This is a genomic window from Salmonella sp. K21076 (assembly GCF_039650795.1).
In the GTDB taxonomy this organism is placed as follows: Bacteria; Pseudomonadota; Gammaproteobacteria; order Enterobacterales; family Enterobacteriaceae; genus Salmonella; species Salmonella enterica.
Window position 1 is genome coordinate 63,679 of sequence record NZ_JBCLYA010000003.1, and the last position, 19,949, is coordinate 83,627.

Annotated in this window: 18 protein-coding genes and 1 pseudogene; 4 read left to right on the forward strand and 15 right to left on the reverse strand. The window is 53.2% G+C overall.

The window, feature by feature from the left end; genetic code table 11:
* From rffC to trxA, 10 genes are all read right to left on the reverse strand, one after another.
* Window positions 1-678, reverse strand: coding sequence for a dTDP-4-amino-4,6-dideoxy-D-galactose acyltransferase (rffC, locus tag AAYN39_RS00680; protein ID WP_001145149.1), 678 nt, complete (start codon window positions 676-678; stop codon window positions 1-3).
* Window positions 656-1,537, reverse strand: coding sequence for a glucose-1-phosphate thymidylyltransferase RfbA (rfbA, locus tag AAYN39_RS00685; RefSeq protein ID WP_000676077.1), 882 nt, complete (start codon window positions 1,535-1,537; stop codon window positions 656-658). The genes rffC and rfbA overlap by 23 nt, the downstream gene beginning before the upstream one ends.
* 32 nt (window positions 1,538-1,569) lie before the next feature.
* Window positions 1,570-2,637, reverse strand: a complete 1,068-nt coding sequence (gene rffG, locus AAYN39_RS00690; protein WP_000822139.1) for a dTDP-glucose 4,6-dehydratase — start codon at window positions 2,635-2,637, stop codon at window positions 1,570-1,572.
* Entirely contained in the window at window positions 2,637-3,899 is a 1,263-nt protein-coding gene (wecC, locus tag AAYN39_RS00695) for a UDP-N-acetyl-D-mannosamine dehydrogenase (protein ID WP_000011236.1), read from the reverse strand. Before wecC ends, rffG begins: the two co-directional genes overlap by 1 nt.
* On the reverse strand, window positions 3,896-5,026 hold the full coding sequence (wecB, locus tag AAYN39_RS00700) for a UDP-N-acetylglucosamine 2-epimerase (non-hydrolyzing) (RefSeq protein ID WP_000866686.1): 1,131 nt from the start codon (window positions 5,024-5,026) through the stop codon (window positions 3,896-3,898). The genes wecC and wecB overlap by 4 nt, the downstream gene beginning before the upstream one ends.
* 55 nt (window positions 5,027-5,081) lie before the next feature.
* Entirely contained in the window at window positions 5,082-6,128 is a 1,047-nt protein-coding gene (gene wzzE, locus AAYN39_RS00705; protein WP_000193415.1) for an ECA polysaccharide chain length modulation protein, read from the reverse strand.
* An 11-nt stretch (window positions 6,129-6,139) separates the two neighbouring features.
* Window positions 6,140-7,243 carry a UDP-N-acetylglucosamine--undecaprenyl-phosphate N-acetylglucosaminephosphotransferase gene (gene wecA / locus AAYN39_RS00710; protein WP_000771938.1) on the reverse strand — a complete coding sequence of 368 codons (1,104 nt, stop codon included), beginning with the start codon at window positions 7,241-7,243 and terminating at the stop codon, window positions 6,140-6,142.
* Window positions 7,244-7,472: 229 nt separating this feature from the next.
* Window positions 7,473-8,732 (reverse strand): transcription termination factor Rho, encoded by a 1,260-nt coding sequence (gene rho, locus AAYN39_RS00715; protein ID WP_001054532.1) that lies wholly within the window; start codon window positions 8,730-8,732, stop codon window positions 7,473-7,475.
* 87 nt (window positions 8,733-8,819) lie between these two features.
* Complete coding sequence (locus AAYN39_RS00720) at window positions 8,820-8,903, reverse strand: rho operon leader peptide (RefSeq protein WP_134820045.1); 84 nt, start codon at window positions 8,901-8,903, stop codon at window positions 8,820-8,822.
* Window positions 8,904-9,150: 247 nt separating this feature from the next.
* A complete protein-coding gene (trxA, locus tag AAYN39_RS00725; RefSeq protein ID WP_001280776.1) occupies window positions 9,151-9,480 on the reverse strand; it encodes a thioredoxin TrxA in 330 nt (109 codons plus the stop codon).
* 143 nt (window positions 9,481-9,623) lie between these two features.
* Here trxA and rhlB point away from each other — a divergent pair, with 143 nt between their 5' ends.
* Both rhlB and gppA read left to right on the forward strand, forming a co-directional pair.
* Window positions 9,624-10,889, forward strand: coding sequence for an ATP-dependent RNA helicase RhlB (gene rhlB, locus AAYN39_RS00730; protein WP_000047525.1), 1,266 nt, complete (start codon window positions 9,624-9,626; stop codon window positions 10,887-10,889).
* A gap of 118 nt (window positions 10,890-11,007) precedes the next feature.
* On the forward strand, window positions 11,008-12,489 hold the full coding sequence (gppA, locus tag AAYN39_RS00735; protein ID WP_001089447.1) for a guanosine-5'-triphosphate,3'-diphosphate diphosphatase: 1,482 nt from the start codon (window positions 11,008-11,010) through the stop codon (window positions 12,487-12,489).
* Window positions 12,490-12,528: 39 nt separating this feature from the next.
* Here gppA and rep read toward each other — a convergent pair whose 3' ends face one another.
* The 4 genes and pseudogenes from rep to AAYN39_RS00755 all read right to left on the reverse strand — a co-directional run bounded on the left by rep (window position 12,529) and on the right by AAYN39_RS00755 (window position 16,853).
* Window positions 12,529-14,553, reverse strand: a complete 2,025-nt coding sequence (gene rep, locus AAYN39_RS00740; protein WP_001238841.1) for a DNA helicase Rep — start codon at window positions 14,551-14,553, stop codon at window positions 12,529-12,531.
* A gap of 99 nt (window positions 14,554-14,652) precedes the next feature.
* A complete protein-coding gene (gene pnuC, locus AAYN39_RS00745; protein ID WP_001682173.1) occupies window positions 14,653-15,381 on the reverse strand; it encodes a nicotinamide riboside transporter PnuC in 729 nt (242 codons plus the stop codon).
* Window positions 15,381-16,124, reverse strand: a complete 744-nt coding sequence (locus AAYN39_RS00750; RefSeq protein WP_001182428.1) for a nucleoside phosphorylase — start codon at window positions 16,122-16,124, stop codon at window positions 15,381-15,383. The genes pnuC and AAYN39_RS00750 overlap by 1 nt, the downstream gene beginning before the upstream one ends.
* A gap of 27 nt (window positions 16,125-16,151) precedes the next feature.
* A pseudogene (locus AAYN39_RS00755) lies at window positions 16,152-16,853 on the reverse strand (Crp/Fnr family transcriptional regulator).
* A gap of 193 nt (window positions 16,854-17,046) precedes the next feature.
* Here AAYN39_RS00755 and ppiC point away from each other — a divergent pair.
* Window positions 17,047-17,328 (forward strand): peptidylprolyl isomerase PpiC, encoded by a 282-nt coding sequence (ppiC, locus tag AAYN39_RS00760; protein WP_001096806.1) that lies wholly within the window; start codon window positions 17,047-17,049, stop codon window positions 17,326-17,328.
* A gap of 91 nt (window positions 17,329-17,419) precedes the next feature.
* On the opposite strand, the gene ilvC is transcribed toward ppiC, so the two are convergent.
* On the reverse strand, window positions 17,420-18,895 hold the full coding sequence (gene ilvC, locus AAYN39_RS00765; RefSeq protein WP_000024943.1) for a ketol-acid reductoisomerase: 1,476 nt from the start codon (window positions 18,893-18,895) through the stop codon (window positions 17,420-17,422).
* A 164-nt stretch (window positions 18,896-19,059) separates the two neighbouring features.
* Here ilvC and ilvY point away from each other — a divergent pair, with 164 nt between their 5' ends.
* The gene (gene ilvY / locus AAYN39_RS00770) at window positions 19,060-19,947 is read left to right on the forward strand and encodes an HTH-type transcriptional activator IlvY (RefSeq protein WP_000365798.1); all 888 of its coding nucleotides are present in this window, start codon (window positions 19,060-19,062) and stop codon (window positions 19,945-19,947) included.
* The last annotated feature ends 2 nt before the right edge of the window (window positions 19,948-19,949 follow it).

Here is a 19,949-nt window from a genome sequence, read left to right on the forward strand (position 1 = left end):
TCACCTGTATAACCAGTACGCAGTGCTTTCGATGTTGGCACCGCTTTGTATGTAACGTTTAAGCGCGGCGGTGTTGCCCAACTGGGTCGCCACCCGCAATGTTGCTTTGCCGCGACTCTGCGCCCAACAGATCGCCGCCTGCATAAGTTCCGCTCCCGCGCCGCGTCCGGCCAACAGGCCAATGCGCACGTCGGTATCATTCAATTCCCGCAGCGAGACGTAACCACGGATAGCGCCTGTCTCCGTGCGAAGCACCAGGCATTGGTGATCAAACGTGCCGCGTACCGCATTCTCAATCCACTGGGCGTAAAAACGGGCGCTGGCGTCGGGCGCATACCACGGCGCGCGAAAACGACTCTGCGTAAACGCCTCTCCGGCCAACTGACGCAAAGCAGGAATGTCCGTAAGATGTGCAATTTCCGCGCCATGCTGGTCGCGATGCCCTTTTACCGGCAACGCAAAATCCACCTCGCCTTCAACCAAAGAGAATCCCAGCGATTGCAACGCCGACAGCCAGGCGATGTTTTCAGCCGGCACTTTTGCCTGCACGCGTTGCCATGCCTGCAGCGCTTCTGGCGTTAATTCGGGCGCTGAGGCATCGATACGCACAATGCCGCTATTCACGCCAAAGAACGTATTTTCCCAGTGTAACGGTTCAATACTGGCGCGGACGGGCACGGAGCAACTCCAGTAAATATTGGCCATAGCCGGTTTTTTCAAGCTGACTGGCGGCGCGTTTCAAACCATCATCATCCAGCCAGCCGTTGCGCCAGGCAATCTCCTCCAGACAGGCAATTTTGAAGCCCTGGCGCTTTTCCACCGTCTGCACAAAAGTGCTCGCCTCAATCAGACTGTCGTGGGTGCCCGTATCCAACCAGGCGAAGCCGCGGCCCAGCAGTTCAACGGTCAGCTTACCTTCCTCCAGATACATCTGGTTGATAGAAGTGATCTCCAGCTCGCCACGCCCGGACGGTTTCACGCGCTTCGCATACTCGACGACCTTGCTGTCATAGAAATAGAGGCCGGTGACCGCCCAGTTAGATTTAGGCTGTTTCGGCTTTTCTTCCAGCGAGAGCGCGCGAAAATCATCGTCAAACTCCACGACGCCAAAGCGTTCCGGGTCCATGACCTGATAGCCAAATACTGTGGCGCCTTCGGTACGCGCCGCGACCTGACGGAGTTTGGGGCTAAAGCCCTGACCAAAAAAGATATTGTCGCCCAATACTAGGCATGAGGGTTCACCGTTGAGGAACGTTTCGCCAATGATAAAGGCCTGCGCCAGCCCGTCCGGACTGGGCTGCTCGGCATAATGTAAATCGATACCGAATGCTGCGCCGTCGCCCAACAAACGCTGAAAGTCGCGTTTATCCTCCGGCGTGGTGATGATCAAGATCTCACGAATGCCCGCCAGCATTAGCACCGATAACGGATAGTAAATCATCGGTTTATCGTAGACGGGCAGAAGCTGCTTTGATACGCCGCGCGTAATGGGATGCAACCGGGTACCGGAACCTCCCGCCAGAATGATGCCTTTCATTCGTTTCTCCTCCAGGAGTAAGAGCCTGCCGTTTAGCGTTTCAGACCTAAGCGTTCGCCCTGATAACTGCCATCCTGCACGGGTTTCCACCAGGCCTCATTGGCGAGATACCACTGAACGGTTTTTCGCATCCCGCTTTCGAAGGTTTCCTGCGGCGTCCAGCCCAGCTCGCGGGCGATTTTCGACGCGTCGATGGCATAACGTAAGTCATGGCCGGGTCGATCGTCGACGAAGGTAATCAGATCGTGATAATTCGCCACACCCTGCGGTTTTTGCGGGGCCAGTTCCTCCAACAGAGCGCAGATCGTCCTGACCACATCCAGATTTTTACGTTCGTTATGACCGCCGATATTATACGTTTCGCCCACCGCACCGTTCGTCACCACGTGATACAACGCACGGGCATGATCCTCCACATACAGCCAGTCGCGAATTTGCTGACCGTTGCCATAGACCGGCAATGGTTTACCCGCCAGCGCGTTCAGAATCATCAGCGGGATCAGTTTTTCCGGGAAATGGTAGGGCCCGTAGTTATTAGAGCAGTTGGTGACAAGCGTAGGCAGACCGTAGGTACGTAACCAGGCGCGTACCAGATGGTCGCTGCTGGCTTTGGAGGCGGAATAAGGGCTGCTTGGCGCATATGGCGTGGTTTCGGTGAAGAAATCGTCTGCAGTATGCAGATCGCCATACACTTCATCGGTGGAGATATGGTGGAAGCGGAACGCCGCTTTAGCGTCCGCGTCAAGCGCGGACCAGTAAGCGCGAGCGGCTTCCAGCAAGGTGTAAGTACCAACGATATTCGTTTCAATAAACGCCGCCGGGCCGTCGATGGAACGGTCTACATGGCTTTCCGCCGCCAGGTGCATCACGCTATCGGGCTGATACTGCTGGAAAACTTGCTCCAGTGATGCCCGATCGCAGATATCCACCTTCTCAAAGGCGAAACGGTCGCTTTGCGCCACCGACGCCAGAGACATCAGGTTGCCCGCATAGGTGAGTTTATCCACCACCACCACCGCGTCTGCCGTTTCATGGATGATATGCCGCACCACCGCAGATCCGATAAAGCCTGCGCCGCCGGTCACCAGAATGCGTTTCATCAGCGCCAGACCCCTTTGGTATCAACCACATAACGTTGATGAACCGCATCGCCGGGAATCGCTTTAAATTCGTCGTGATCGACCAGCATCACCAGCACATCGGCGGCGGCCAGCGCCGCGTCCAGTTTCGCCAGCGTGCAAAGTCCGTCCAATTTTTTCGGCAACTGACGGATATTCGGTTCGACGACCAGGGTTTCGCCGCTGTGCCAGCGGGCGATACTTTGCGCGATCCCCATCGCCGGGCTTTCGCGCAGATCGTCGATATTCGGCTTAAAGGCCAGCCCAAAACAGGCGATTTTCACTTCGCTGGCGCGTTTATCGGTGGCTGCCAGGCAATCTGCGACCGCGGCTTTTACCTGATCGACCACCCAGTGCGGTTTGCCGTCATTCACTTCACGCGCGGTGCGAATCAGTCTCGCCTGCTGCGGATTTTGCGCCACAATAAACCACGGATCGACCGCAATGCAGTGCCCGCCAACGCCTGGGCCCGGCTGCAAAATATTGACGCGCGGATGGCGGTTCGCCAGGCGGATCAATTCCCAGACGTTAATCCCCTGTTCGGCGCAAATCAGCGACAATTCATTCGCAAAGGCGATATTCACATCACGGAAGCTATTTTCCGTCAGCTTGCACATCTCTGCGGTGCGCGAGTTGGTGACAACGCATTCGCCCTCAAGGAAAATTTTGTACAGCGCGCTGGCGCGAGCCGAACATACTGGCGTCATACCGCCAATCACGCGGTCATTTTTAATGAGTTCCACCATCACCTGACCCGGCAGCACACGCTCCGGACAATAGGCGATATTCACGTCGGCCTGCTCGCCCGCCTGCTGGGGAAAGGTCAGATCCGGGCGCATCCCGGCCAGCCAGCCAGCCATTTGCTCCGTTGCGCCGACCGGCGATGTTGATTCCAGAATCACCAGTGCCCCTTTTTTTAATACCGGCGCAATGGATTTCGCCGCGGCTTCCACATAGGCCATGTCAGGGTCGTGATCGCCTTTGAATGGCGTCGGCACGGCAATCAGGTACGCATCGGCCTCGACAGGTGTCGTCGTCGCACGCAGAAAGCCGCCTTCCACCGCCATCTTCACCACATTGCCCAACGCCGGCTCCACGATGTGAATTTCACCGCGATTTATGGTGTCTACAGCATGTTGGTTGATATCCACGCCGATAACCTGCTTCTGGCGGGAAGCAAAAGCGGCCGCAGTCGGTAATCCGATATACCCCAGCCCAATAACAGAAATGGTCGTAAAACTCATAACGATACCCGATAACTTTTTAACGCCTGTAAAATGCGCGCGCATGATTGCCCGTCACCATAAGGATTATGGGCGCGGCTCATGGTTTGATATTCATTTTCGTCGTGCAGCAGACGCATAACTTCCGCCACAATGCGCCGGGAGTCCGTGCCGATCAGTCTTACCGTACCAGCGGTAATGGCTTCCGGACGCTCTGTGGTTTCACGCATGACCAATACCGGCTTACCTAATGACGGCGCTTCTTCCTGAATACCGCCGGAATCGGTCAGAATGAGCCAGGCGTGATTCATCAGCCAGACAAAAGGTAAGTAGTCCTGCGGCTCAATCAGTACCACGTTTTCAACATGGCCGAGGATACGGTTGACAGGTTCGCTGACGTTGGGATTGAGATGCACCGGATAGACAATTTGCACATTCTGGTTCGCGGCGGCAATTTCCGCCAGCGCCTGGCAGATATGCTCAAAGCCCTGACCAAAGCTTTCACGCCGATGACCGGTCACCAAAATCATCTTCTTATTCGCGTTGAGGAAAGGATACTGCTCGGCCAGTTCAGCCTGTAATGTATCGCTCGTCAGAACGCGATCGCGTACCCAGATCAGCGCGTCAATAACGGTATTGCCAGTGACAAAAATGCGCTCATCCGGAATGTTCTCCCGCAACAGATTCTGCCGCGAGTTTTCCGTCGGCGCAAAGTGGTACATCGCCAGATGTCCGGTCAGCGTGCGGTTTGCCTCTTCCGGCCAGGGGGAATAGAGATCGCCGGTTCGCAACCCGGCTTCTACGTGCCCTACCGGAATTCGTTGATAGAAAGCCGCCAGGCTGGTAGCAATCGTAGTGGTGGTATCTCCATGAACCAGCACCACATCAGGTTTAAAATCTGCCAGGATCGGCTTTAATCTCTCCAGAATTCGGCAGGTAATTTCCGTCAACCCCTGTCCCGGCTGCATAATGTTGAGATCGTAATCAGGCACAATAGAAAAAAGAGTTAATACCTGATCAAGCATCTCCCGATGCTGCGCAGTAACGCATACTTTGGCCTCGAAATGAGGATCTTTTTCCAGCGCATGGACCAGAGGCGCCATCTTAATGGCCTCCGGTCGTGTACCAAATACAGTCAGTACTTTCACATCGATTCTCTTCGAATAGACAGTAGGGGCCCAGCCCCCTACTGCAGAGGTGTTGCTAAATCGTGCGGCGACGGGTTAAGGCAACGCCCGCACCGATTAGCGCCCCAACGATACCCCACATAATCATCAGGAAGGCTCGGCGTGGGCTATCACGTTTTACCGGTTCTTCCGGCGTACGCAAATAACGATAGGTCTGAAAACGAGGGTCCAGGGTCGGCCCCACATTAAGCGTATTCAACATTGCCCGATTTTGAAAGTAGTCCAAATCGAACGCAGGGCCAACCGCTTGCAGATTTTCAAGACGCGCCTGCAACATAGGGCGACCGAGTAAAAAAAGCTCTGAGTCCGGTAATTCATCCGCCGGGACATCTGTCGCGCTACGAGAAATATTATGTTGTTCCGCAATTTTGAGCGCCTGCTCAATACTGTTTACACGACGCGAATAGATCGCTTTCGCAACCTCTTCCTGCCGTTTGACCTGGGCTTTCATCTGCACGGTACGCGCAGCCCAGGCACCTTTTAATTCATCATTCAGATGGCTCGCCGCCCGCTGGCTGGCGAATGCGACATACTGACGCAGCAGATTATTGGCATCCGGCGCAGTTTCAGCAATCAGCCTCACGTTGTCGTTGATGGCGCGTGTAAAATCGCCGGGCGTAAACTGTATGTTATTGATCAGTTCATCAAGCATCACCGCATCAGCTTTGCTATTCCCGACCATTCGCTGCTTGTAATAGTCCGTCTGTAACCAGAAATCGCGACGCGTATCCCAGGAGGCAAGTTGCATGATGAACTCTTTATACGCTTCATCCATCACCGAGGGCTTATCAGAAGAAGCAGGATCGGTCTTAATATCCAGGTTGCGCAGAAACTGCTGCTGGGAGTAATAACCGCCCAACATATTTACGGTTGGGCGATCGGTGATCGCCGTCGCACTCCACTCCTGACGAGCAAAAAAGGTATAGGCTAACGCGATAAGGGCAAATAGCAGGCCAATGCCGATAATCCAGAATTTGCCAGCCCATAAAGTACGAAACAACCCGCGAATATCCAGTTCATTTTCAGCGCTCACCGCGCGTGCCCCCGGTAATGGTTGTGTCATCGTATCCTCATTTACTTGGTTAAGTTTGGCCGGTTCTTACGTTGCCTGCGCAGGCGACGCTTCACACGCTTAATAAATCTCGCCACCTTCCAGGCCCGCTTAATGCAGTAGCCATAGAGGAAGAATGCTAGCAAAAAGAGCACCAACATAACCCATTCAGGAACAAAATGAGAGTATTCTGCCGTTACGCCTACTCCCGCCAGAATCGCCGCTGCGAGCGTAATAAGAACAAATGCCTGGCGGGAAGTAAACCCTGCTCGCATAACCAAATGATGAATATGTTGGCGATCAGGGGAAAAGGGGCTCATCCCTTTACGCAGACGGCGATACATAATCGCCACCATATCCATCAATGGAATAGCGATAATCCATAGCGCGGTAACCGGGCTGATAGAGTGAGTTTTCCCCTGCGTCGTTTCCAGTAAGAGCCAGATGACGGTAAAGCCAATCAGTGTACTACCGGCATCACCCATAAAGACTTTATAACGCCGCCCCAAAATACCGAGATTAAGCATAATGTAAGGCAGAATCGCGGCGATCATGGCAAAGCACCACATTGCCAGACTAGTCTGACCATCAAACCATAAAATCAGCCCCATCGCCGCAAATGAGACGCTGGATAACCCACCCAGCAGTCCGTCAATACCGTCCACCATATTGAAAGCGTTGATCGCCGCCCATACGGCAAACAGAGTAAGGAAATAGCCAAAGGGGCCAAGCACTAACTCCCAAGGCCCAAAGATGTAACCAAGGCTACCTAAGTGAAGTTTTGCGATAACCATCATTACAACCGCAATAACAGCCTGAACCACAGCACGAATTTTTACACTGATATCAAAACGGTCATCCATCGCACCAACAAAAACCAATACACCAGCGCAAATAAGATATAGCGATAAGTGCGGTATGTAGTAATCCGAGAGGCCAAACATAAAGCAGATTCCTGCAAACACAGAAATCCCGCCGACTAATGGGATAACGCCCTGATGTCGTTTACGAAAGTTTGGTTTATCCACTAAACCAATTTTTATGGCTACTTTTCGCGCAAGAAAAATAAAAATGGTCGTGAATAAAAAAATACTGATTAGCTCAGATAAAGCGGTGAGTAACTTCACAGTGTATGTGCTCTCAGCATATATCATTTCCTTAAAGTATAATGCGTTACGCCAGCTCCTAGAAGAGACCTGTTAGAACATTACACTTTTTACCGCAAACAATGTGTATTGTGCATGGTGTTACTCTGTAGCGCATATCCCGATGACCAGTTTATATGACATGACGCCAGGATGAATCGCAAAACAAAAACGCCACGTAAAAACGTGGCGTTTTCAGGTAAAGACCAGGTTATGAGCGCTTCATCATCTCGAAAAAGTCGTCATTAGTTTTGGTCATCGCCAGTTTGTTAATGAGGAATTCCATCGCGTCAATCTCACCCATCGGATGGATGATTTTACGCAGGATCCACATTTTCTGCAGCTCTTCCTGAGTGGTGAGCAGCTCTTCTTTACGGGTACCGGAACGGTTGTAGTCGATAGCCGGGAAGACACGTTTTTCAGCGATCTTACGCGAGAGATGCAGCTCCATGTTACCGGTGCCTTTAAACTCTTCGTAGATAACTTCGTCCATCTTGGAACCGGTATCGATTAGCGCCGTCGCGATGATAGTCAGGCTACCGCCCTCTTCCACGTTACGCGCCGCGCCGAAGAAGCGCTTCGGACGATGCAGGGCGTTAGCATCCACACCACCGGTCAGTACTTTACCGGAAGCCGGCACCACGGTGTTGTAGGCACGCGCCAGACGGGTGATGGAGTCGAGCAGGATGATGACGTCTTTCTTGTGTTCAACCAGACGTTTCGCCTTCTCGATAACCATTTCGGCAACCTGAACGTGGCGGGATGCCGGTTCGTCAAAGGTAGAGGCAACCACTTCGCCTTTCACCAGACGCTGCATCTCGGTTACTTCTTCCGGACGTTCGTCAATCAGCAGCACCATCAGCACGCAGTCTGGGTGGTTATACGCGATGCTCTGCGCGATGTTCTGCAGCAGCATGGTTTTACCCGCCTTCGGCGGCGCGACAATCAGACCGCGCTGGCCGCGACCGATCGGCGAAGCCAGATCCAGAACGCGCGCCGTTAAGTCTTCGGTAGAACCGTTACCACGCTCCATACGCAGACGAGAGTTTGCGTGCAGCGGGGTTAAGTTCTCAAAGAGGATTTTGTTACGGGCGTTTTCCGGTTTGTCGTAGTTAACTTCGTTAACTTTCAACAGCGCAAAATAGCGTTCACCTTCTTTCGGCGGGCGAATCTTACCAGAAATGGTATCACCAGTGCGGAGGTTGAAACGGCGGATTTGGCTGGGGGAAACGTAGATATCATCAGGACCGGCGAGGTAGGAGCTGTCTGCAGAACGGAGGAAACCAAATCCATCCTGCAATATCTCCAGCACACCGTCGCCAAAGATATCTTCGCCACTCTTTGCGTGCTGCTTCAGGATGGCAAAAATAATGTCCTGCTTGCGCATACGGGCCAGGTTTTCCAGCCCCATACTTTCGCCGAGAGTGATCAGCTCAGAAACCGGCGTATTCTTTAATTCGGTAAGATTCATAATGGTGTGAGTTCTTAAACTTGGGGTAAATCTCGAACTTAATGTTGTGAATGGTATGGCAGGGTCATCCATGCCTGTTTACGGCTATCAACTCATGTCTGTTCGCTGTCTGGTCACAGGAAAGTACGCAGAACTGAAACGACAAGACGGAATGAGCGAAGAGCCAGGAATCTTTCCACTTCTCGTGCGAGAAAAAACGGGAAGTGACGGATAAAACCAGATTCAAACTTAATAAGGTATGTTTAATTCGAAGTCAATACTAACTTAGCACGACTCAGACCGGGCGTCCAGAGATCCTGACAATTTAAGAATAACGTAAGGACAACAGACGCCACGAAACTGCCTGATACCTTAATCATTCGTCGAATGACAGACGCCTGACCATACAGCGCCTTTGTCATTCGACGTATAAAAGGTATTACGCCAGATTGGCGTCGAGAAACTCTTTCAACTGACCTTTAGACAATGCGCCTACTTTGGTTGCCGCCACTTCGCCGTTTTTAAACAGCAGCAGAGTCGGAATACCGCGGATGCCATATTTAGGCGCAGTACCTGGGTTCTGGTCAATGTTCAGTTTGGCAACGGTCAATTTGCCCTGATATTCGTCAGCGATTTCATCCAGAATCGGAGCGATCATTTTACACGGCCCGCACCACTCTGCCCAGAAATCAACGAGGATAGCCCCGTCCGCTTTGAGTACATCCGTGTCAAAACTGTCGTCAGTCAGGTGAATAATTTTATCGCTCATATATAACTCCACAGGAATAAGCCTGGCGTGTTGGTGTAGCATTAACCAACGAGGTGCTGATGTTAACTTCGCCAACAAAGGTTGACTTTATTTCACCGGATACGCTTTCGTAAAGCAATAGTAAGCTGATATTCTACCACACTATGAGCAAAACACATTTAACAGAACAGAAGTTTTCCGACTTCGCCCTGCACCCACAGGTGGTTGAAGCCCTTGAAAAAAAAGGGTTTTATAATTGTACGCCCATTCAGGCACTGGCCCTTCCGCTAACGCTGGCGGGTCGTGACGTTGCAGGGCAGGCGCAAACCGGTACCGGGAAAACGATGGCGTTTCTGACGTCAACGTTTCATTATTTACTTTCTCATCCCGCGATCGACGATCGCAAGGTGAACCAGCCGCGCGCGCTGATCATGGCGCCGACGCGTGAATTAGCCGTACAAATTCACGCAGACGCGGAGCCGCTGGCGCAAGCGACAGGCTTAAAATTAGGCCTGGCTTACGGCGGCGATGGTTACGACAAGCAGCTTAAAGTGCTGGAAAGCGGCGTTGATATTCTTATTGGTACGACGGGCCGATTGATCGACTACGCCAAACAAAACCACATTAACCTCGGCGCCATTCAGGTCGTCGTACTCGATGAAGCCGATCGCATGTACGATTTGGGCTTTATTAAAGATATCCGCTGGCTGTTCCGTCGTATGCCGCCGGCTGCGCAGCGTCTGAACATGTTGTTCTCCGCCACCCTGTCTTATCGGGTTCGCGAGCTGGCGTTTGAACAGATGAACAACGCCGAATATGTTGAAGTGGAACCGGAGCAAAAGACCGGCCACCGCATTAAAGAAGAGCTTTTCTACCCCTCTAATGAAGAGAAAATGCGTTTACTGCAAACGCTGATCGAAGAAGAGTGGCCGGATCGCGCCATTATTTTCGCCAACACCAAGCATCGTTGCGAAGATATCTGGGGACATCTGGCGGCAGATGGCCATCGTGTTGGTCTGCTGACCGGCGACGTCGCGCAGAAAAAGCGCCTGCGGATTCTGGATGAGTTCACCCGCGGCGATCTGGATATTCTTGTGGCGACCGATGTCGCGGCGCGCGGGTTGCATATCCCCGCCGTAACGCACGTCTTTAACTACGATCTGCCAGACGATTGTGAAGACTATGTTCACCGTATCGGTCGTACCGGTCGCGCTGGCGCCAGCGGACATTCCATCAGCCTGGCTTGTGAAGAGTATGCGCTGAATCTGCCCGCTATTGAGAGCTATATCGGCCACTCGATTCCGGTCAGCAAATACAATCCGGAAGCGCTCATGAACGATCTGCCCAAGCCGTTGCGTCTGACGCGTTCGCGTCCTGGCAATGGTCCGCGCCGCGCTGGCGCTCCGCGTAATCGTCGTCGTTCAGGTTAAGAAAAGTTATGCCATACACAAAATCATTTAGCCTGTATCAAGGCGGCAAGAAAACAAATCCCGATGAGCTTAGGAAGAGTACGCAGCCAACACGGATACAGGTTGAAGGATGAAGTGTATGAATTCCACCTCGTTGTATGCCGCCATTGATCTCGGTTCCAATAGTTTTCATATGCTGGTCGTGCGCGAGGCGGCGGGAAGCATCCAGACGCTGACCCGAATAAAACGCAAGGTGCGTCTGGCCGCGGGTCTGAACAACGACAACCACCTTTCAGCCGAAGCGATGGAACGCGGCTGGCAATGCCTGCGTCTGTTTGCTGAACGTTTGCAGGATATCCCGCAGCCACAAATCCGCGTGGTTGCCACCGCAACATTGCGTCTCGCCGTCAATGCAGGTGAATTTATCGCGAAAGCGCAGACTATCCTTGGTTGTCCGGTGCAGGTTATCAGCGGCGAAGAAGAGGCGCGGCTAATTTATCAGGGGGTCGCTCATACCACCGGCGGCGCAGATCAGCGACTGGTGGTGGATATCGGCGGCGCCAGCACTGAACTGGTTACCGGCACTGGCGCGCAAACCACGTCGCTGTTTAGCCTGTCGATGGGCTGCGTAACGTGGCTTGAACGCTATTTTAGCGATCGTAATCTGGCGCAAGAAAACTTTGATGATGCGGAGAAAGCCGCGCGCGATGTACTGCGTCCGGTCGCCGATGAACTGCGTTTTCATGGCTGGAAGGTCTGCGTGGGTGCCTCCGGCACCGTACAGGCATTGCAGGAAATCATGATGGCGCAGGGGATGGACGAGCGCATTACGCTCGCCAAACTGCAGCAGCTAAAACAACGCGCGATACAGTGCGGGCGTCTGGAAGAGCTGGAAATCGAAGGCCTGACGCTGGAGCGCGCGCTGGTTTTCCCAAGCGGGCTGGCTATTCTAATCGCGATATTTACCGAGCTGAACATCCAGAGCATGACGCTGGCAGGCGGCGCGTTACGCGAAGGGCTGGTGTATGGGATGTTGCATCTGGCGGTAGATCAGGATATCCGCAGCCGCACGCTGCGAAACATTCAGCGTCGGTTTATCGTCGATACCGATCAGGCAAATCGTGTGGCGAAGCTGGCAGATAACTTCCTCAAACAGGTAGAAAATGCCTGGCATATTGAACCTATCAGTCGTGAACTGTTGCTTAGCGCTTGCCAGTTGCATGAGATCGGTCTGAGCGTTGATTTTAAACAGGCGCCCTATCATGCCGCCTATTTAGTACGCCATTTGGATCTGCCTGGCTATACGCCCGCGCAGAAAAAGTTGCTCGCCACCCTCTTACTGAATCAGACCAATCCGGTCGATCTCTCTTCGCTTCATCAGCAAAACGCGGTACCGCCCCGTGTTGCGGAACAGCTATGCCGTTTGCTGCGACTGGCGATTCTTTTTGCCGGTCGCCGTCGTGACGATCTGGTACCAGAAATTACGCTACAGGCGCTAAATGAAAATCTGACGTTAACCTTGCCTGGCGACTGGCTGGCGCATCACCCGCTGGGTAAAGAGTTGATTGATCAGGAAAGCCAGTGGCAAAGCTATGTACACTGGCCGCTGGACGTTCGCTAACCGTAGTCTGATTGCCGGATGACGCTTCGCTTATCCGGCCTACGATTTCGCTCGCTTTGCCGCCATCATGGCTTTCAGATTAGCCAGGTGACTTTGCCCTTTTTGCATTCGCTCCTCAGCGCTTACCACTTTGCGCTCCTGCTCCCAGATTAAATCATCCTGCGGCAGTTCTAACAGGAAGCGACTGGGTTCCGGGCGCACCAGTTCCCCATACTGACGGCGCTCTTTACATAATGTAAAGGTGAGCTCTTTCTGCGCACGAGTGATCCCGACATAGGCCAGCCGACGCTCTTCCTCAATATTGTCTTCGTCAATGCTGCTTTGATGCGGCAAAAATCCTTCTTCCATTCCCACCATATAGACATACAGGAATTCCAGTCCTTTCGACGCATGAAGCGTCATCAACTGTACCTGATCCAGCTCTTCTTCGCTCTCGCCGCGCTCCATCATATCGCGCAGCGTAAAGCGTGTAACCACCTGGGTGAGCGTCATCGGCTCATCGAGTTCGTTGCCTTCCAGCATCTCAGTCATCCAGCTAAAGAGCTGGTTAACGTTTTTCATACGCATTTCCGCCGCTTTGGGGCTCGGCGAGGTTTCGTACAACCAGGATTCATAGTCAATACCGTGGATGAGATCGCGCACGGCGGCGACAGGCTCACGTTCGGCCAGACGCTGGATTTCCCCCAGCCAGTGGGTAAAACGCGTCAATGAATCGTAACCACGTCCGGTCAGCTTCTGGCTAAGCCCCATATCAAAGCTGGCGGTAAACAGGCTTTTATTACGCGTCATTGCCCATTCACCCAGCTTTTGCAGAGTGGCCGGACCGATTTCGCGTTTTGGCGTATTCACGATGCGCAGGAAAGCGCTGTCATCATCCGGGTTGGTCAACACCCGCAGATAGGCCAGCAAGTCTTTAATCTCCGGACGGGAGAAAAATGAGGTGCCGCCGGAAATTTTGTACGGAATGCGGTTCTGCATGAGGAATTTTTCAAATACCCGCGACTGATGATTCCCGCGATACAGAATGGCGTAATCCTTGTACTGGGTCTTGTTCACAAAGTGATGGGCAATCAGTTCGCCGGTAACGCGCTCAGCTTCATGCTCTTCATTGTTTGCGCTTAACACTTTGAGTTCCGCGCCGTAACCGAGTTCGGAAAAGAGGCGCTTTTCAAAGACGTGCGGATTGTTGGCGATGAGAATATTTGCCGCTTTCAGGATGCGGCCCGAAGAACGATAGTTTTGCTCCAGCTTAATCACCTGCAGCGCCGGAAAATCCTGGCTCAGTAACACCAGGTTTTGCGGACGCGCCCCGCGCCAGGAGTAGATAGACTGATCGTCATCGCCTACGACCGTAAAGCGCGCGCGTTGCCCAACCAGCAGCTTAACCAACTCATACTGGCTGGTGTTAGTATCCTGATATTCATCCACCAGCAGATAACGAATTTTATTCTGCCAGCGCTCGCGCACCTCGTCATTGCGTTGCAGCAGCAGCGTCGGCAGCAAAATCAAATCATCAAAATCGAGAACGTTACATGCCTTCATATGGGCGTCGTAAAGCCCGTAGCAGTGGGCAAAAATACGATCGCGTTCACCTTTCGCCCCCGCCGCTGCCTGTGCAGGCGTTTTGAGATCGTTTTTCCAGTTGGAGATCGTGGAGATCAGCTGTTGCAACAGAACCTTGTCGTCTTCGATCAGGCCTTCGGTCAGCTCTTTGAGCAAGGCGACCTGGTCGGTATCGTCAAACAATGAAAAGTTCGATTTCATCCCCAGCGCAGCGTACTCGCGCTTAATAATATCCAGCCCTAGCGTATGAAAGGTGGAGATCATCAAACCGCGCGCTTCCTTACGGCCGAGCGTCTGCCCGACACGTTCTTTCATCTCACGCGCTGCCTTGTTGGTAAACGTCACCGCCGCAATATGCCGGGCCTGATAGCCGCATCCGCGGATCAGGTGGGCGATTTTATTGGTAATTACGCGAGTTTTACCAGAACCCGCTCCTGCCAGCACCAGGCAGGGTCCGGTGACGAATTCGACAGCGTGTTGTTGGCCAGGATTTAAACGCATGGGAATAGTGCTCAATCTTCGAACGGGGGAGGGATTGTAGCAGAAAGCGAGGCCCAGAGAAGACCAGGCTGCTTTTTCAGGCAGCCTGGAAAAGGTCAATCAGCAGGCTCTGGCGGCAAGCGACGTATAGCCATTACGCTGTGCGCTCTTGATCCAACTGTAAGAACCCATTAGCGCGATCACCGTCAGCAGAACATACTCAAGCGACATCGCATAAACGCCCTGTACTGCATAGATCACGACGCTAATTACATCAATAATCACCCACAGCAGCCAGTTTTCCACGTACTTGCGGGTCATCAGCACCATCGCCGCAATCGACAACACCAGCATGGTGGAATCCCAGAACGGGAACGCGTCCGGCTGGAGTTCAGGCATCGCCACCTGCATACCTACCGTTTGCAGCAGAGCGAGCATAACGCGGGTCAACATAGCGAAGACCGGATCGATAAACCACGTCATCAGCAGAATGCTAATAATACATATGCCCCCCAACCTCCATGTTTGTTGACAAGAAAGCCAGCGTACTTTCAGAGCGGCTTCCCGGGCGTCATTCTGCCGGCTCCATGCGTACCAGCCGTAAATATTCGCCGCAAAGAAAAACACCTGAAGTAGCAAGCTGGCATACAGTTGAATCTGAAAAAAGATGGCGGCAAACAGAGTGACGTTAATCAAGCCAAACAGGTAATTAATGATTTTTTCCCGGCTGGCGCACCAGATGCACAATAAGCCAAAGACGGTACCGATAGCCTCAATCCACGATAGCGCATACCCACCCTCGCCGAGAGGAATGTTGACCATTACATTGTTAATGCTGAAAAAGTCCATCATTGCTCTCCTTGCAAACTATCGAAATAAATGGCCTGAAGCGCCAGAGAAATCTGGCGCTCTTCACCTTGCTGGCACAAGGTTTCCTGCTGAACATAATGGTTAATGCTGCTCTCCAGACAGCCACTATGCGCGACGACCACGTTTAGCAACGACGCGGTACGCAGCCCACGTAACGCTCCCACCACCATCAGCGCGGCGGTTTCCATATCCGCGCCGAGAACTCCCCTGGCCGACCATTCGGCATCCAGTTCAGCTTCGCGATCGGTATAAAAACTGTCATGGCTGCGCACCAGCCCGCAAACGGCAGAGATGTTCATCTGTTTCGCCTGCTGTATCAGCGTGGCGGTAAGATAAGGGTCCGCACAGGCCGGATAACTGGCGGGCGCATAGGTTTTGCTGGCGCCGTCGTCAGCCACCGCGCCGTGGGCGATGATCACATCGCCCAACGCCAGCGAGTCCTGCAACGCGCCGCAACTACCGATACGGATTAGCGTGTTGACGCCAACCTGGCGTAACTCCTCAATGGCGATAGCGGTTGACGGTCCGCCGATTCCCGTGGAGAGCACGACTATTTCAACCCCCTGGTACCAGCCGCGCGCCGCGCGAAACTCCCGGTTTTGCCCCAGAATCTCAGCCTTATCAAGAAAACGGGCGATTCTATCCACCCGCCCGGGATCGCCGGGCAAAAGCGCATATTTCGCGCGGGTCATGCTTGTGTTAAGCCGAATATGGGGTTGCATCTCCCTCTCCTTATTGTTCTGAGAGGTTCAGATTTCCGCCTCCTGTTTGAGTTTTTCAGGAGCCAGTAAAATGATCCGCTCACCGTCGGTATCGATAATGTTCAGCGATTTCAGATCGTGCAGTATCCGGTTGATACTGCGCGTCGTCGCCGCAAATTCCTGACCAAGATTCTGCTTATCAAGCAAAATAGTGGTTGATTCATATTGTTGATAACGCAGCCATAATGCCTGGCATACGCGCTGATGCAGCGAGTACAAATTGTCGCTACTGGCCTTTTTCGACAACTGGTAATACTGTTGGCTGAAAAACCGCAGCATTCGCTGGTTAAAGTGGTTATCCAGCGTCAGCCAGCGGCAAAAATGTGCTTGCGGCAGGCTAAGTAGCTGTACATTGCCGACGGCTACGACAGAACAGATGTAATGCCGCGACTCAAATATCTCTAGCTCGCCCAGCATGTCTCCTTTGCCATAACGCGCCTGCCGGTAACGGCGTCCATCTTCAGCTTCGTAAAAAACATCCACTTCGCCGGCCACGATGAGCGAAAATTGCTAGCATGTTTCCCCCTGGCGGCAGATAAGCGCGCCGCGGGAAATGTCGTCAAATCGCCAGCACTGCATGATTTCCAACGGGCAGTATTTGAGTAATTCATAGAGCACTGGGTCGCGTACGACCTGGCGTAGCCCTAAAAGCCAGTCGTCTGGAAATTCTGCGTTTTTCATTATGTTCATGGTATCTCGCCCCTTGTCAGAAAGGACAGGACCGTCGTCCCGCCCATCCGAAATACGCCCGCTAAAAATGCCGCTTATCTCCCGGTTCATTAAATCAGGCGGGACATCTGTCCTGTAATGGCGAAGAGTATATGTCTGACGGCCTAAGGAGTGATAAAGTGACGGCCAATCTTTGCGACGTGAGAACACAATAATGGCAAAAATGGCAGCAGCACTGCATATTCTTGTAAAAGAAGAGAAACTGGCTTTAGATCTTCTGGAGCAAATTAAAAACGGCGGCGATTTTGAGAAGCTGGCGAAGAAGCATTCTATCTGCCCATCCGGTAAAAAAGGCGGTCATTTAGGCGAATTTCGTCAGGGCCAGATGGTTCCGGCATTCGATAAAGTAGTCTTTTCCTGCCCGGTACTGGAGCCAACCGGCCCACTGCATACCCAGTTCGGTTACCACATCATTAAGGTATTGTATCGTAAATAAAAAGCCGGGTGGCGGCTACGCCTTACCCGACCTACATCGTCTGCTTGATTTTGTCGGTCGGGTAAGCGCTAGCGCCACCCGACAAGGTATATCAACCCGCTACCGCAATACGCTTCATATCCGTCATATAGCCGCGCAGTTTCTTACCTACCTGCTCAATCGCATGACTACGAATCGCGTCGTTCACGTCGCGAAGCTGTGCGTTGTCTACCGCGCCTTCCGGGATAGCACTACCCAGATCGCCCGGTTGCAATTCCGCCATAAACGGTTTCAGTAGCGGTACGCAAGCGTAAGAGAACAGGTAGTTACCGTATTCTGCGGTATCGGAGATAACCACGTTCATTTCGTACAGGCGCTTACGGGCGATGGTGTTGGCAATCAGCGGCAACTCGTGCAGTGATTCGTAGTAAGCGGATTCTTCGATGATGCCGGAATCGACCATGGTTTCGAACGCTAGCTCAACGCCCGCTTTCACCATCGCGATCATCAGAACGCCTTTATCGAAGTACTCCTGCTCGCCGATTTTACCTTCAAACTGCGGCGCGGTTTCGAACGCGGTTTTACCGGTCTCTTCACGCCAGGTCAGCAGTTTCTTATCGTCGTTCGCCCAGTCAGCCATCATGCCGGAAGAGAATTCGCCGGAGATGATGTCATCCATGTGTTTCTGGAACAGCGGCGCCATAATCTCTTTCAGCTGTTCGGACAGCGCGTAAGCACGCAGTTTCGCCGGGTTAGACAGACGGTCCATCATCAGGGTGATGCCGCCCTGCTTCAGCGCTTCGGTGATGGTTTCCCAGCCGAACTGAATCAGTTTTTCGGCGTATGCCGGGTCGGTGCCTTCTGCCACCAGCTTGTCGAAGCACAGCAGAGAACCGGCCTGCAGCATACCGCACAGAATGGTCTGCTCGCCCATCAGGTCAGATTTCACTTCCGCCACGAAAGAAGATTCCAGTACGCCCGCACGGTGACCGCCGGTGGCCGCAGCCCAGGCTTTAGCAATCGCCATACCTTCGCCTTTCGGATCGTTTTCCGGGTGAACGGCGATCAGCGTTGGCACACCGAAGCCACGCTTGTATTCTTCACGTACTTCGGTGCCCGGACACTTCGGTGCCACCATCACCACGGTGATGTCTTTACGGATCTGCTCGCCCACTTCGACGATGTTGAAGCCGTGGGAGTAACCCAGCGCTGCGCCGTCTTTCATCAGCGGCTGTACAGAACGTACAACGTCGGAGTGCTGTTTGTCCGGCGTAAGGTTAACCACCAGGTCAGCCTGCGGGATCAGCTCTTCGTAGGTGCCTACTTTGAAGCCGTTTTCGGTCGCTTTACGCCAGGAGGCGCGCTTCTCAGCAATAGCTTCTTTACGCAGGGCGTAGGAAATATCCAGACCGGAGTCACGCATGTTCAGGCCCTGGTTCAGACCCTGAGCGCCACAGCCGACGATGACCACTTTTTTACCCTGCAGGTAGCTCGCGCCGTCGGCGAATTCGTCGCGGCCCATAAAGCGACATTTACCCAGCTGCGCCAGCTGCTGGCGCAGATTCAGTGTATTAAAGTAGTTAGCCATGATGGTGTACTCCGTGATGTTGTGTTGTCGCGCTTATTGTTCGGTTTACAGATTGCTATCTGTGCGAATGAACCCACATTACAACAGGAAATTTATTGCGGAAATTGATATATTCACAACGTTATGTTGCGGTTTATGCAACGTCAAAAACCGGAGGTCTGTCTGTGGATTTACGCGATCTAAAAACCTTCCTGCATCTGGCGGAAAGCCGCCATTTTGGCCGCAGCGCGCGGGCGATGCATGTCAGTCCTTCCACCCTTTCCCGACAGATTCAGCGGCTGGAAGAAGACCTCGGCCAGCCGCTGTTTGTGCGCGATAACCGTACGGTCACGCTGACCGAAGCGGGTGAAGAGCTGCGAGTGTTTGCCCAACAGACGCTTTTGCAATATCAGCAGTTGCGCCATACCCTCGATCAGCAGGGGCCGTCCCTTTCCGGCGAACTCCATATCTTCTGTTCAGTGACTGCGGCGTACAGCCACCTGCCGCCGATTCTCGACCGTTTTCGCGCCGAACACCCTTCTGTTGAAATCAAATTGACGACCGGAGACGCCGCCGATGCGATGGAAAAGGTGGTAACGGGAGAAGCGGACCTGGCAATCGCCGGCAAACCAGAAACGCTGCCCGGCGCGGTGGCGTTTTCGATGCTGGAAAATCTGGCGGTGGTGCTGATCGCCCCGGCGCTGCCCTGCCCGGTGCGTAATCAGGTGTCGGTTGATAAGCCCGACTGGTCAACGGTGCCGTTTATCATGGCCGATCAGGGACCGGTACGCCGCCGCATTGAGCTGTGGTTTCGCCGCCATAAAATCAGCAATCCGCAGATTTACGCCACCGTCGGCGGTCACGAAGCGATGGTCTCAATGGTGGCGCTGGGCTGCGGCGTGGCGCTGCTGCCGGAAGTGGTGCTGGAAAACAGTCCGGAGCCGGTGCGCAACCGGGTGATGATTTTAGAACGCAGTGATGAAAAAACGCCGTTTGAGCTTGGCGTCTGCGCGCAAAAAAAGCGGCTGCATGAGCCGCTAATTGATGCGTTCTGGAAGATTTTACCGAATTAGTT